This is a genomic window from Moraxella sp. CTOTU46934, from assembly GCF_031979465.1.
GTDB lineage: Bacteria > Pseudomonadota > Gammaproteobacteria > Pseudomonadales > Moraxellaceae > Faucicola > Faucicola tetraodonis.
The window spans coordinates 21012-35518 of sequence record NZ_DALZEG010000013.1; the positions used below are offsets into that span (position 1 = coordinate 21012).

The window sequence follows — 14507 nt, forward strand, 5'->3', positions numbered from 1 at the left end:
GGGCAGGCGTGTTAGCAGCCGAAACGCTAGAGGTCGAAGGTGAAGTAGTATTATTCATCTGGCAAAATCCACTCCCAACCATCGACCCAGTCAATACGCACTTCTTGACCCAGTTTATAGTTAAAATTCGGATCGTCTTCGTTAAAGTACTCTGACGTTTTGACGATATTGCCGTTTTTTAATCGAATCACAGAATCTAGGGTACTGCCTTTATAAGCACTGTCTACCACGTTGCCGATTAAACCTTCATGACCTTCATGGGTGTAGTACACGCGGATATCTTCAGGACGCAGCAGTAAGTTGACATTTTGACCGACTTGCACGTCAAATTTTGGACGGGGCAATTCACGAATCGGATGAAAGCCGTCATTTTGCTCGACCACTTCCACTTTGATGGTGGCTGGGTTGACCTCTAGCACTTTACCTTTAAACAAATTGGTTTCGCCAATGAAGCTTGCGGTAAATAAATTGGCAGGCGATTCATAGATACCAATGGGCGTATCAATTTGCTGGAATACGCCGTTTTTCATGACGGCAATCCGGTCAGACATCGACAAGGCTTCTTGTTGGTCGTGGGTCACGAACACAAAGGTAATACCCAGTTCACGCTGCAAGCGTTTGAGTTCTGATTGCATTTGCTCACGTAGTTTGGCATCGAGCGCTGATAGAGGTTCATCAAGTAGCAGCATTTTTGGGCGATTCACCACGGCGCGGGCGATAGCGATACGCTGCTGCTGACCCCCCGACAAATCTTGCGGACGACGATTGATGGTATGGTCAAGTTGTACCATCGCCAACGCTTCCCGCACCCGCTGGTCGATTTCGGTTTTGGGCACGCCTTTAAGTTTTAGTCCATAGGCGATATTGTCGTACACATTCATGTGCGGAAACAGGGCATACTGCTGAAATACCGTATTAATCGGACGTTTTTCCGCAGGTAAGCCTGCAATATCAACCCCTTCTAACTGCAAACTACCGGCATTGGGTAGCTCAAACCCGCCAATTAAGCGTAGCAGGGTAGTTTTGCCGCACCCAGAAGGCCCCAGCAGCGTCAAAAACTCCCCGTCATAAATATCTAGATTAATATTTTGCAAAATTTGGGTATCGCCATAAGATTTGGATAAATGACGGATTTGTAGTAGTACCGGTTTTTGGTTGGTCGGCTGGGCGCTATCAGGCATAGCTGATGGTGCGTTTAGGGTGGTTTGTGGCGTTGATGCGGACGTTGATGCAGACATAGGCACAATCTCACGGCAAGGCTAAAATAGCGGGCTAAAATGGCATATTTATGCTCGGGTCAAGCAATTAACATGACAACATAAATACAGAGTTTTTCGATAGTTTCACCTGTGAAAATACAGTTAAAAGTTGCGTTCAGTATAACGGCTAAAATTAAAAAATGTTACTGAAAATTCACCTGCTATTCATAAAATTTTAGTGGCTAATTTTAGTCGATAATAAGGGGTTGATTTGGCACAAATAAGCAACGTAACTTTTTACCAAAGTCATTAAAATAGCAAGCTTGAACGACTTTTATGTGATGATAATTTAGCCAGTGACCTATTGAATATTTACCTATTGAACATTTAAGAGACACTCCATGCCTAGCAAAAAAAAGCCTCAAAAACCAGCGACTCAAACAACAAATGCCCAAACAACAACTACTCAAACAGGCGCAAACAATACGGCTTCTCAAACCACGGCTAACAAAATACCCGCAAAAAAACCAGCCGCTAAAGAAACAGCCACCAAAAAAACAGCAACACACGCAACAGCCGCGCTGCCCATCGCTATTGCTTTACCAAAATCCTTACAGCATGCTCAGTGTGTGGATTTGACGCGCCATCGCTACCAAGGCAAACTATTAACCCAAGCAGATAGTATTGCACTTGGCAAACAGCAGCGTAAGGCGTATCCATTAAAAACCTTGGCTGCCATCAGCCAACGTCCGACTGCCATCGACGCGCTCAGTCTTTATCATTGGTCGAATCAAGGTCGGTTGACAGCGTTACTACCCATACGAGCCAAGCGCATGAGTGTATCGCCGTTTACTTTTTTTCGCGGGATGCCTGCTTTGATGCTGTTTGACCAAGCATGGCAGGGGCAACATTCTGGCTTATTTCAGCAGATTTGCGGCGATTGTCATGTCAGTAATTTTGGTGGTTATGCCAGTCCTGAGCGCAATTTATTATTTGGTATTAATGATTTTGATGAAACCATCGTTGCGCCATTTGAATGGGATTTGCAGCGACTGGTCGCCAGTATTTTAATCGCCAGTCAAAGTTTTAAGTATGTAGAATCGGTGGGCTATAAGGCGATAGAAAAACTGCTGACCAGTTACCTTGATGCATTAGAAGCGCATTGCAGCTTGTCACCGTTACAAGTGTGGTATGAAAAAATCGACACCCATAAAATATTGGCAAATACCGAAGACGTGACTGTTCGTAAACGCCGTCATGCCGATTTTGAAAAAGCCAAAAAAAATGATGCGGTAAAAATGCTGCCAAAATTGACTGAGCGTGATACTGTCACAGGGTTGCGCGCGTTTAAAACTGACGGTGAATTGCAGCGACCACCACGCCAAGGGCAGCCATTTTTTGGTGGTAGCCACGCTTTTTTTGACGCTTATCGAGATACCCTAAAGTCAGATAGACAAGTGTTGTTTGACCGCTATGATTTTACCGATGTGGCACTCAAAGTAGTTGGGGTGGGGAGTGTCGGTACTGTGTGTGCGGTGGCATTATTCCAAGATGCCGACCATGAGCCGCTGATATTGCAAATGAAGCAAGCCAAAGCGTCTATCTTGACACCCTTACTGGCAAAACAATTTAGCCATCAAGGCAAGCGCGTGGTTGAAGGGCAACAATTGATGCAGGCATCGAGTGATATTTTCTTGGGCTATGCATCGCTTGATAACTTTGAGATGGATTTTTATGTCAGGCAGCTGCGGGATATGAAGTATTCCGCGTCTCTTGAGAGCATGACGGCTGCCCATTTTTACGAATATATTGAAAGCTGTGGCCATGCCTTGGCGCATGCGCATACCAAAGCGGGCAATGCCGATACGCTTATGGGCTATCTGGGCAATGGCAGTGAATTCATCCCTGTCATGCAAGCCTATGCCGAGCAAACTGCCGCTCGCAATGCCCAAGATTATGCGCAATTTATGAACCAAATAGCTGATGGGCATATTGCTGTGGCAGGCGATGAGGTATTATAGTAGCTATAGAACCATCTTGGAAAAATTTTGAGTTTTAAAAAGTTTGAATTGATAAAAAATATCGCGTTTTATATCATCATAAAGTTCGTTATTGTCCCTAGGTGAAAGGAGAAAACCAAATGCCAAACAGTCACTTACCGCGTCCCGAAACTGCCGAGCAAGCGCTCGAGATGCTCAAACAAGGCAACGCACGATTCGTAGAGAATGTGCAAAACCCCCAATCAACCTTGCTAGCGTCTAATGCGCTCACCCATGTGCATGAACCGTTTGCGATTATTTTGGGTTGTTCTGATGCGCGCGTGCCTGCTGAGATTGTCTTTGATCAAGGTTTGGGTGATTTATTCGTCATTCGTGTAGCAGGCAACGTAGTCGCGCCGTCTCAGATTGGCTCGGTTGAGTTTGCCGCGGAGAAATTCGGTACCAAGTTAGTCGTGGTGTTGGGTCATTCACATTGCGGCGCGGTGACGGCTTGTGTGGAGACACTGATCAATCCTGACCAGCAGTTTTCCCCCAATTTACGTTCGATTGTTGACCGTATCCGTCCCAGTGTTTATAACTTGCATGAAATTTATACCGCCAATGGACAAGACATTGACACGCAAGAGTTGATTAATCGAGGTATTAAAGCCAACGTGCGTATGTCAGTCACCCAGCTCAAACACGGCTCTCGTATTCTTGAAGATGCGGTTAATAATGGTAGCTTAATTATTGTTGGGGCAGTGTATGATTTGGACACCGGTAAAGTGACCTTTATTGAGTAGCGAGTATTGAATAGCGAATATTGAATAGTAAATAGCGAATTGAGCAGCTTACCTAAGCGTAATGTTATGAGCAATGATTTTATAAGCAATGATGTTATGAGAAATGAGGGCTATATTTTTAACCAAAAGTTAATTAAAATTAAAAAATATTGAATTTTTGGCAAACTGTCGCTATTAATGACGTTTAGTCAACGTCTTTTTCTTTTAACATTTTTTCTTTTAGAGGCATATTACAATAAGGATCACTATGTCAAACTTGTCCGCTACCAATGGGTTTATCTTTAATCACACCATGCTTAGGGTGAAAGACCCGCAAGTGTCTTTGGCTTTTTATCAAGACGTGTTAGGCATGACGCTACTACAAACCAAACGCTATCCACAAGCGGAATTTGATTTGTACTTTTTGGCAAAGCTCACCGATGAACAGGTGGCAAATTTGCCGACCGATAGCGCCGCGCTAGCAGCATTTACCTTTAGTCAGCCAGGGGTACTAGAATTGACCCATAATTATGGCACTGAGTCTGATGCAGAGTTTCACTATCATAGTGGCAATAGCGAACCACAAGGATTTGGGCATATTTGTTTTGCCGTGCCAAATTTGCAAGAAGCGGTTGCTTGGTTTGAGCAACACCAAGTCACCTTCAAAAAACGCCCTGAAGAAGGCACGATGAAAGATATTGCCTTCATCTTGGATCCAGATGGTTACTGGATAGAAATCGTACAACCAAACTTAATGGGTTAATCGCCCATTAAAAAAAGGGCAATTGTGATTGCCCTTTTTTATTGTTTTTTATTAAGATTGCGTTTTGTTAAGCCTTGAGATTTAGCCAATCTCTGGGTTTTAGATAAAAATCCGTAAGTTCAAATTCAGGCGTTCCTGCCAGAGGCTCATAACCATATTCCCAGCCAGTGAGCGGCGGCAGACTAACCAAAATCGACTCAATGCGCCCGTTTGACTGCAAGCCAAACAAGGTGCCGCGGTCATACACCAGATTGTATTCGACATAGCGACCGCGACGGTACAACTGAAAATTACGCTGCGGCTCGCTATAGCGCGTGTGTTTGCGTTTCTCAAAAATCGGGATAATGCCTTCAAGATAGCCATTGCCTACCGCCTGCATAAAGGCAAAGCACTTATCAAAATCCCAACCCATGCTAAGCGTGTTCAAATCATCATAAAACAAGCCGCCGATGCCGCGTTGTTCGTTACGATGCTTTAAATAAAAATACTCATCGCACCACGTCTTAAACTTGGGATAAACGTCTGCCCCAAACGGCGCGCACAAATCATGACACACTTGGTGCCAATGCACACAGTCTTCCATCACGGGATAAAACGGCGTCAAATCAAAGCCCCCACCAAACCACCAAATCGGCTCGTAGCCTTCTTTTTCCGCGATAAACATGCGCACGTTGGCATGACTGGTTGGCACGTTGGGATTGGTCGGATGAATCACCAGCGAGACACCGAGTGCTTGTGCTTGGCGACCGGCAAGTTCAGGGTGGCGAGCGGTGGCGGTGGCTGGTAGATGGTTGATAACAATGTGGCTAAACATCACCCCGCCTTTTTCAATCACTTTGCCACCTTGGAGTACATTGGAGCGACCACCGCCCAAATTTTGATGAGTGCCTTGTTCCGCGGGTCTTTCCCAAACATCGGCGACAAATTTGGCATTGCTGGCACCTTCAGCATATAGATTAAAGCCGCCAGTGGCTTCTTGGTGTTCTAGCGCTTGGCAAATACGATCTTGTAAATCAAGTAAATAAGCGCGAACGGCTTGAACATTGGGTGAGGAGAGCAGCATAGACATAAGCAATAGTTCTTTTAAAAATTTTTAGCGATTAAATTTTAGTGGTTAATTTTTAATGGTTGATTTTTAATAATCATTGTAACACATAATCGCGTGGGTAAAATTTAGCGTATTGACTGATGATACGCATAAATATTTACATAAAACCGTTAAAAAAATCGTCACAGCCGCTATCCAAACGGTCAGAAAACGCATAAAATGCCATGACGTCTTGATAAAATTAAGTTGAGATTTCATAAACTGATTAGCCGAGTGATACTGATTGATTTAGTGATATAGTTATTGGGATCATATAGTTATCGGACTATCAAGTTATCAGATGGATGATTACATTAACCATTTTTGGAGAAAACTATGAATAAATTATTAATCGCATTAGTGACGGTCATCAGCCTTGTGGGTTGTGGCAAAAAAGAAGAAGCCAAAACTGAAACCACCACCACGACGACAACGACCACCACAACAGCGTCTGCACCCGATAATACAGCAACTGCAACGGCAAATACCGCGACTGCTACGGCATCACCGGCAAAATAATAGTGGCGAAAACATGATTGATAAAACCGCTAATCCACTTAGCGGTTTTTTTTATGCTTTTTTTATGCTTTTTTTATGCCATGGTAGATTTATCAGCTTAAGGCTTTAGCAGGTTTAGCCTGATTTCTGTGTACCAATTCAGCATAGATCAAGTCAGCATAGATTTAATGAATAATCGCTAAAATTTTGCTAAAATAAGCGCCTTTTTTTGATACCTACACTCTAGCAACATGCGGTTAAAACAGCTCAAACTGGCAGGCTTTAAATCCTTTGCCAATCCTACAACGTTTCATTTCCCCAAAACCATCACCGCGATTGTCGGACCCAACGGCTGCGGCAAATCCAATGTGATTGATGCCATTCGCTGGGTGCTGGGCGAATCCTCCGCCAAGCAGCTTCGTGGCGGCGCGATGAGTGATGTTATTTTTGCAGGCACGCAAGACAAGTCCGCCAAAAGCTTGGCAAGCGTAGAATTGGTGTTCGAACATACCCACGGCGAAGATGGTAGCAGCGGCATCCACCACGCGCTTAATCTGTATCAAGAATTATCGGTGCGTCGGCAAATCAATAAAGAAGGCAAATCCGATTACTTTATCAATGGCACCAAAGTACGCCGCCGTGATGTGGTCGATATTTTTTTGGGCACAGGTCTTGGCGCGCGCTCGTATGCGGTGATTGAGCAAGGTATGATAGGGCGCATCATTGATGCCAATGCGTTGCAGCTACGAGAGTTTATTGAAGAGGCGTCGGGCGTATCGCGCTACCAAAGCCGGCGTGATGACACCCAAAAACAGCTCGATACCGCAAGCGATAATTTAGCGCGGCTGCATGATATGGTCAGCGAACTGACCAGCCAACAAAAACGCCTAGAAAAACAAGCCAAAACGGCACAACAAGCCCAGCAATGGCAACAAGCGCAGCAAGCAATCAGTGAGCAGCTACTCATCGATGACTATGGGCAGGCGTGGCAAAAACAGCAAACACTCGCGGCAGATTTTCAAGCGATGCGTGAGCGGGTGGATGCTCAGCAAGTATTGATTGAAGGATTAATCGAGCAGCAGCAACTTGCCCAGCAGGCTCTGACTGAGCAACAGCAGACTCTACAAATCCAGCAAAATCTTGCTAAGGATTATTGGCAGCAGCAGCATGAAACGCAAAGTCTACTGAAACAAGCTGAACAAGCCCTTGCCAATGACCAACAACGCCTTAATATCCTCAATGTTGAATTGGGTCGTTTTGCTGAGTATCAACAAGCGTTGCAAGCACAAAAACAGCAAGCACAAATGCGTATTGAAGGCTTACCTGCAAAGCTTGAACAGCTCACCGCACAGTTGCGCCAATTGCGTGATGAACAAGATGATTGCAAACAGCAGCGTGAGCACATTGCCAAAAATTTAGTGGCATTAAATAAGCAAAAGCAAGACGTAGAAAAAAATCTTGCCGTCAGTGAAAATGCCCTCAAACACCATGCCAGCCAGCAACAGCGCCAACAACAGCGCCAAAGCGAACATGACAAAGCCGTATTGGCATGGCAGACTGCTAAGGCCGCATTTGACCAGCAATTTGCAGCGTTTGAGAATAACGAACTAGACACGCAAATGACGAGACTCAGTGATGAGATTGAACGTCTTGAAGCCAATATCATCGCCCGTCAAGAATCTATCGCTGACCAAGCCGATGAAGTTGACAGCTTAACCCGTCAGCATCGCCAAGCTGAGCAGCAGTACCAAGCGTGGCAAACCGAGCAAGCGACACTCCAAAATTTGCTAGCACAACAAGAAACTGCCCTTGCCCAAGTTATCCACCAGTCAGCCAATCAAGAACACACTAGCAGTTTGCCAAAACTTATCAGTCAACTGCAATTGACCGAAACAGGTAAGGGGTATGCCAATATTTTTGATACCCTAGTTACGGTATTTGCCAAATGGTCTATCGCGGCTGACCAAGATTTTGCCCAAATTATCCATGACCATGCGCTGTTTATTGATAATCAATCAACTTTAGCTAACATCTCGAAAAATCACCCAGCGAACAGTCAGCTAATAGAAGGTTGTTTGCCACTGTCTGCTTTGATTGCGGCGCCCAATCTGGCTATTTTTCAGCAGGTTTGGATCAGTGCGACGCCGCTTGACTGGGCAGATGTGCAGGATAAAGGGCTGCTCGATAACTTACCAACGGGCGATTGGTTGCTGGTGCAGACATCAGCGCAACAGCTGATACTCTGTAATAATCAGCTGCTGATTAACCTAAGCCATTTGTTGCAAGCTGAGGGTCAGCAGCTTATCAGTTTTAGCCAGCAGTTGATGAATGAAGCCCGTATTGAAGAGCTTGATGAACACTTAGCGCAGCAACAACCGCAACTGCAGCGTCTAGCCAATCGCTTGCAACAAGCGAAGGTTAGTCTGCAAGAATGGCAAGCGCAAGACCGAACCGCGCGTAATCAACTGCTAAGCCTAACCCAGCAACAACAGCAATGCCAGCAACAAAAACTACAACAGCAGTATCGCTATCAATCTGCACTCGATAAACTTAATCAAGATAAAAAACGCCTCGACAGTGACAGCGAGCGTCTACAACAAGAGGGGCTAGGTTTTGCGGACAAATTGCACCAAGAGCAACAGCGGGTTTATGAGCTAAGCAACACGCTTTCGCATTTACAACCGCAATTACAGCAACAAATCAGCGAACGCCAGTTACTCGATGAACGCTTAAACCAGTTTGCCAGTCAACAGCGCGAGCTAGAACAACAACAAAATCGCATCACCCAAACACTGGCAACCGGACAATTGCAAATCACCGCAAGTGAGCAGCAACTTGCCAAAGCTGAGCAAGACCAAGCAAGATTCACCAGTGAGCAGCAGCTGCTGAGTCATAAAATTAGCGAGCAGCAGGCACGCTTGCCCCAGCTACAACAGCAACTCACGGTGGACTCGACGCAACTGCAAACCGTCAATGACAGCGTTACGCAATTGACAATCACCTTGCAAACCATGGAAACCAAGGTGCAGCAAGCGCAATTGGCTGTGCAAGAGTCTCAGCAGCAGTTGAGCCAACTACAACAGCAATATCACACCACCGACACCGCATGGGCACTAGCAAAACAAAACGTGGCATTGATTGGTGAGCAATTGACTAGTCGCAAAATCGCCGTACCAAAAACTGACGACATTGAGTTACTGAGTGGCAGCAAACGCGAACAACTACAACGACAACTCGAGCAGTTAGCATCACAGCTGCTTAATCTTGGGGCAGTCAATCATGCCGCGGTGGCTGAGCTCAGCGAAGTGAACAGCCGCTTAGCGCCCCTTGCTGAGCAAATCTCGGATTTGACCGCCAGTATTGATAAGTTGCAACTTGCTATCCAGCAGATTGACAGTCAGACCAAACAGCTTTTTATGGATATGCTGACCCAAGTCAATATTGAGCTTAACAAGCTATTTACCCAAGTGTTCGGCGGCGGGCAAGCGCAGCTGGTGTTATCAGACCATACCCATGACAAAGATGGCAGCGGCAAAGGCTGGCAGTCAGGGCTAGAGCTTATGGCACAGCCAAAAGGCAAAAAGAATAGCCGGCTAGCCCTGTTATCGGGCGGTGAGAAAACCTTGACGGCGCTAAGTTTAATCTTTGCGATTTTTAAACAGCAGCCTGCGCCATTTTGTGTGCTCGATGAAGTCGATGCACCACTCGATGACGCCAATGTCGGGCGCTTTACCCGCTTAATTGAGCAGCTTGCCAAAGACGTACAGTTTGTTTTTATCAGTCATAACAAACTTGCCATGCAAATTGCCGATGAGCTCAAAGGTGTGACCATGCCAACGGCAGGGGTGTCCAAGCTGGTCAGTGTGGATATGACTGAGGTGGAAGCTTATTTGGCATAAGTGATTTTCACCTGTCAAATACGCAAAAAGTCAAGCCTTGTCACGGTTTTTTCTAGCTGATTTTATGAAGTCATGGTAGTATAACGGCAAAAATACCGATGTAAAAATTTTTACACTACAAACAGGGTCGTTATCGTCTTTCTCAAAGGTCGTTGTTTATGTCTATCACTCAGCTTATTCTTATCATTCTTGCGGTTGTTGCTATCGTTTGGGGTATTTACACGCTACTAAAATCCATTCGTCAAAAAAACCAAGATGTATTAGCGACTGACGCGATTGAACATGACAAAGATGGTCTACCTATTATTCCACGCCATCAGCGCCCTGAGCCGCAAGAAAGCCAGTTGTTTAAAGCAGAAATTACACCCGACAATCCTAAAGGCGAAGTAAAGCTAAGCGCTGACGATACCGAGTTACACCTAGATAACTATCCAGCCAATGGCGGTTTTGCCAATGCCACTAAATCTGCCAATGACAAATTATTGGCAGAAACCAATACATTTGTGGAAAACGAAAACGACGCTTTTAGCATGCTTGCTAATGCCACAGAGACTATCAGCCCTGTTGTGCATACTTTCGATGAAAATCAGCTAAAAAATGACAGCTTTACCGATAACAGCCCAATTTTGGATACCCATATCCAAGCGCAAATTGACGAAGAACAAAACAGCCCACTCAACAATGCGATTCAAAATATCAACATCAGTATTTTTCCTAATCAGCAGTTTGTCGACATTAAAGGCGATTATTTGTTAGAGCTGATTGACAAGTATGGCTTGAAGTTTGGTGCGATGAATATGTTCCATCGCTACGAAAACAAAGACGGGACAGGCTTATTGTGGTTTAGTCTGATGATGATTGACAATGAAGGTATTTCACCTTTCGATCTCAATCGATTACCGACGCAAACCATGAAAGGCTTGGTATTATTTTTATCGCTACCACACCCACGCCCTGTTCAAGGCTTTGATAGCATGATGAGTATCGCAGGATTGCTTGCCAATGACTTAAATGCCACGGTCTATGACGACACAGGCGAGCCGATTAACAAAGAAAACACCCAAGCCATGCGCGAGCTTGCCATTAATTTTGGTCGATAGATTTTATTAAAATGAAACAAGGTACTCCTCGCGAGTGCCTTTTTTTATTGTAAAAAGTTTTATTATCAAAAGTTTTATGGTCAAAATATTTATTGTTTTGACTTAGGTGATGACTGAAAAAATTGACCAAGTAAACCATCACTTTGTTGTAAAATATCCGTTATCTTTTTTAAATCATTATGATTATGAACACAGCCGCTATTACTGCGCAAATGCGCAAACTCATTGCACAGCTAAAACAACATAACCACGCTTACTACGTCCTAGATAATCCGCTGTTAGAAGATAGCGAATACGACCAACTTCGCCAAGAACTGGTGGCGTTAGAAACCGCGTATCCTGAATTGGTACAAAGCGACAGCCCTACCAACCAAGTAGGCGACAAGCCGTTGCCGTTTTTTACCCAAGTCACCCACCAAATACCCATGCTATCACTGGGTAATTTATTTACCTTTGACGATTTACAGAACTTTATGCGACGGGTCAATGACCGTTTGGCAGTCAATCAGCAAAACCCTGAATATGAAGTCGAGCTCAAACTTGACGGGCTTGCGGTTTCACTGTTGTACCAAAACGGGCAGTTGTCCCAAGCAGTCACGCGCGGCGATGGTCAAACAGGCGAAGATATTACCCAAAACGTGCGTACTATTCGAAATCTACCGCTGCAGTTGCCGATTGATATACCACGGCTAGAAGTGCGCGGTGAAGTACTCATGCCCAAAGCGGGGTTTGCAAGGCTCAACCGGGATGCCCAAGCAAAAGGGGAGAAAACCTTTGCTAATCCGCGTAACGCTGCCGCAGGGAGTTTGCGCCAGCTTGATCCCAATATCGCCAAAAGTCGTCCGCTAGCGTTTTATGCCTATTCCGTCAATCAGGGCTTACCCGCTGACATTACCACCCAATCCGATGCGCTATTTTGGCTACAAGCGTTGGGCTTTAGCATCAGCGATATCAGAATCGTGCAAACAGCCGCGCAGCTACAAGCGTATTATCAATCGGTGATTGAAAAACGCAGTCGCTTACCCTTTGAAATTGATGGCACGGTGATTAAGGTCAATAGTTTAGCCTTGCAAGAGCAATTAGGCTTTTTAAGCCGTGAGCCACGTTGGGCAACTGCGTATAAATTCCCTGCCGAAACTGTGATGACGCGTCTAAATGCGATTGAATGGCAAGTAGGGCGCACAGGTCAGTTGACGCCCGTGGGCAAGCTTGAACCTGTCAATGTCGGTGGCGTCACGGTGAGCAATGTGACCCTGCATAATATCGGTGAAATTCAGCGTTTAGATATCCGAGCAGGGGACATGGTCAGCGTACACCGTGCCGGTGATGTCATTCCCAAAGTTACGCGCGTCTGGACGGACGAGCGCCCCGCCAATGCCCAAGTGGTGAGCTTGCCGACGCATTGCCCGGTGTGTGATTCACCCGTTATCATGCCAGAAGGTGAAGCGCTGGCACGATGCACCGGCGGGCTATTTTGCCCAGCCCAGCAACAAGAAGCACTGATTCATTTTGTCAGTCGTAAAGCGATGGATATCGATGGGCTCGGTGAACGCTGGTTGATTAACTTTTTTGAGCAAGGTATTGTTAAAAATGTCGCAGATATTTATGCGCTGAGCAAGCACCGCGATGCGCTCATCAACCTTGAAAAATTGGGGGAAAAATCTGTCGAAAATATGCTAGCCGCCATTGAAAAAAGTAAAGATACGACCTTACCGCGGTTTATCTTTGCCTTGGGTATTGGTGGCGTGGGTGAGAGCACAGCGATGAATTTAGCCATGCAATTTGGCGACTTGCAGCCGCTCATGGCAGCGAGTATTGAAGCGTTACAAAAAACCCCCGATGTCGGTGAAAAAACCGCAGACTCGATTTTTGAGTTTTTTCATGCCGAGCACAATATCGAAGTCATCAATCGATTATTACAAGCGGGCATTCATTGGCAGCCTGTCAGTCAAGTGCCTGAAGGCAATCAGCCGCTTAAAGGTCAAAGTTGGGTGATTACAGGCACGCTTGAAGGCATGGGACGTGATGAAGCCAAGGCCAAACTGCAATCATTAGGGGCAAAAGTCTCAGGCAGTGTTTCTGCCAAGACCACCGCACTGCTCGCAGGCGAAAAAGCGGGCAGTAAACTTGCCAATGCCGAAAAACTGGGGGTAAAAGTGGTGACTGAAGCGCAATTCACCGATTTATTAAACAGTTATCATGCTTAATATATGCTCGGTATTGTGGAAAAAGTTAACGCAACCTTGAGTAAGTTATTTGTTGCCCAAATTATAGCAAGGTTACTTACAAAACACGTATAAATCAGTCTTTATTCATAACAATAGGGTGAAAAATTTACGCTAATATATCTTCCGTAAGTTGCTAAAAGCACCTGACATTTTAGCAAATGGAAACCCTACTGGAGAAAAGTATGAAATCACTTAAAACACTTGCGGTACTTGCGACACTTGTTGGTTCAACAGCATTGACAGCGTGTGCAACCACTGATGCCTATGGCAACCGCGTCACTACCCAAGGCTCTTCTCGCGCGGCGACGCAAGGCGCGGTAGCGGGTGCAGCATTAGGTGCACTGGCAAAATCAGATGGCAACCGTAACGACATCGGTAAAGCTGCGGCAATCGGTGCAGCAGCGGGCGGGGCAACAGGCTATGTATTAAGTACATCACCTAACTACCCATACCAAAAATAAGCTATACTAAAAGTCATAGCCTATCTCGACAGCATCCGACAGCGATGCTGTCAAAAGCCAACCCTTTAATGGTTTGGCTTTTTTCTTTGCTAAACGTTAGGTAAGCTATTTGATACAATCAAAGATAAGTTCAACTAGGTGATTTTTATTTTTCTAACCTAAACTGCTAGCCTAAATCATAGCGTTACAAAATCAAGGGTATAAAAAAGCCCTTATCAATTCGATAAGGGCTTTGGATATGGTGGATCGTCCGCGACTCGAACGCGGGACCAATGGATTAAAAGTCCACTGCTCTACCAACTGAGCTAACGATCCTGAGAAGCGTTAAGAAAACGTCTGGGAGACGTTTTTAGCTTCGCAAGAGCAAATCTATGATTTGCTAAAGCATTAAAAAATTGCAAAGCAATTTTGATTTCACAAGTCAAATTCATAAAACGACATTGTGAAACTTTCAAAATATGGTGGATCGTCCGCGACTCGAACGCGGGACCAATGGATTAAAAGTCCACTG

At 45.2% G+C, this 14507-nt stretch carries 10 protein-coding genes and 2 tRNA genes (1 of these 12 only partly in view); 8 read left to right on the plus strand and 4 right to left on the minus strand.

Translation table 11 applies throughout. The features are described 5' to 3' along the window. Positions 1 to 50: 50 nt before the first annotated feature. Positions 51 to 1238, minus strand: a complete 1188-nt coding sequence (gene potA, locus RTN07_RS09690) for a spermidine/putrescine ABC transporter ATP-binding protein PotA (protein ID WP_007115885.1) — start codon at positions 1236 to 1238, stop codon at positions 51 to 53. 362 nt (positions 1239 to 1600) lie between these two features. Here potA and RTN07_RS09695 point away from each other — a divergent pair, with 362 nt between their 5' ends. The 3 genes from RTN07_RS09695 (at position 1601) to gloA (ending at position 4723) form a co-directional block, all read left to right on the plus strand. Next, positions 1601 to 3220 (plus strand): DUF2252 domain-containing protein, encoded by a 1620-nt coding sequence (locus RTN07_RS09695; protein WP_312177729.1) that lies wholly within the window; start codon positions 1601 to 1603, stop codon positions 3218 to 3220. 119 nt (positions 3221 to 3339) lie between these two features. Next, a complete protein-coding gene (locus RTN07_RS09700) occupies positions 3340 to 3981 on the plus strand; it encodes a carbonic anhydrase (protein ID WP_312177730.1) in 642 nt (213 codons plus the stop codon). 247 nt (positions 3982 to 4228) lie between these two features. Beyond that, positions 4229 to 4723 (plus strand): lactoylglutathione lyase, encoded by a 495-nt coding sequence (gene gloA, locus RTN07_RS09705; protein WP_312177732.1) that lies wholly within the window; start codon positions 4229 to 4231, stop codon positions 4721 to 4723. Positions 4724 to 4790: 67 nt separating this feature from the next. On the opposite strand, the gene hemF is transcribed toward gloA, so the two are convergent. Beyond that, positions 4791 to 5786: an oxygen-dependent coproporphyrinogen oxidase gene (hemF, locus tag RTN07_RS09710; RefSeq protein WP_312177781.1), complete on the minus strand. Its 996-nt coding sequence runs from the start codon at positions 5784 to 5786 to the stop codon at positions 4791 to 4793. A 360-nt stretch (positions 5787 to 6146) separates the two neighbouring features. Here hemF and RTN07_RS09715 point away from each other — a divergent pair, with 360 nt between their 5' ends. The 5 genes from RTN07_RS09715 (at position 6147) to RTN07_RS09735 (ending at position 13996) form a co-directional block, all read left to right on the plus strand. Beyond that, positions 6147 to 6329 carry a hypothetical protein gene (locus tag RTN07_RS09715; protein ID WP_007115891.1) on the plus strand — a complete coding sequence of 61 codons (183 nt, stop codon included), beginning with the start codon at positions 6147 to 6149 and terminating at the stop codon, positions 6327 to 6329. A 230-nt stretch (positions 6330 to 6559) separates the two neighbouring features. Continuing rightward, a complete protein-coding gene (smc, locus tag RTN07_RS09720) occupies positions 6560 to 10207 on the plus strand; it encodes a chromosome segregation protein SMC (RefSeq protein ID WP_312177735.1) in 3648 nt (1215 codons plus the stop codon). A 158-nt stretch (positions 10208 to 10365) separates the two neighbouring features. After that, positions 10366 to 11307 (plus strand): cell division protein ZipA C-terminal FtsZ-binding domain-containing protein, encoded by a 942-nt coding sequence (locus tag RTN07_RS09725; protein WP_312177737.1) that lies wholly within the window; start codon positions 10366 to 10368, stop codon positions 11305 to 11307. Between the two features lie 185 nt (positions 11308 to 11492). Next, complete coding sequence (gene ligA, locus RTN07_RS09730) at positions 11493 to 13514, plus strand: NAD-dependent DNA ligase LigA (protein WP_312177739.1); 2022 nt, start codon at positions 11493 to 11495, stop codon at positions 13512 to 13514. Between the two features lie 203 nt (positions 13515 to 13717). After that, positions 13718 to 13996, plus strand: coding sequence for a lipoprotein (locus RTN07_RS09735; RefSeq protein ID WP_007115896.1), 279 nt, complete (start codon positions 13718 to 13720; stop codon positions 13994 to 13996). A gap of 239 nt (positions 13997 to 14235) precedes the next feature. Here the strand turns inward: RTN07_RS09735 and RTN07_RS09740 are convergent. Further along, positions 14236 to 14311: transfer RNA gene (locus RTN07_RS09740), tRNA-Lys, on the minus strand. A gap of 144 nt (positions 14312 to 14455) precedes the next feature. After that, a tRNA-Lys gene (locus RTN07_RS09745) sits at positions 14456 to 14507 on the minus strand (it continues 124 nt past the right edge of the window).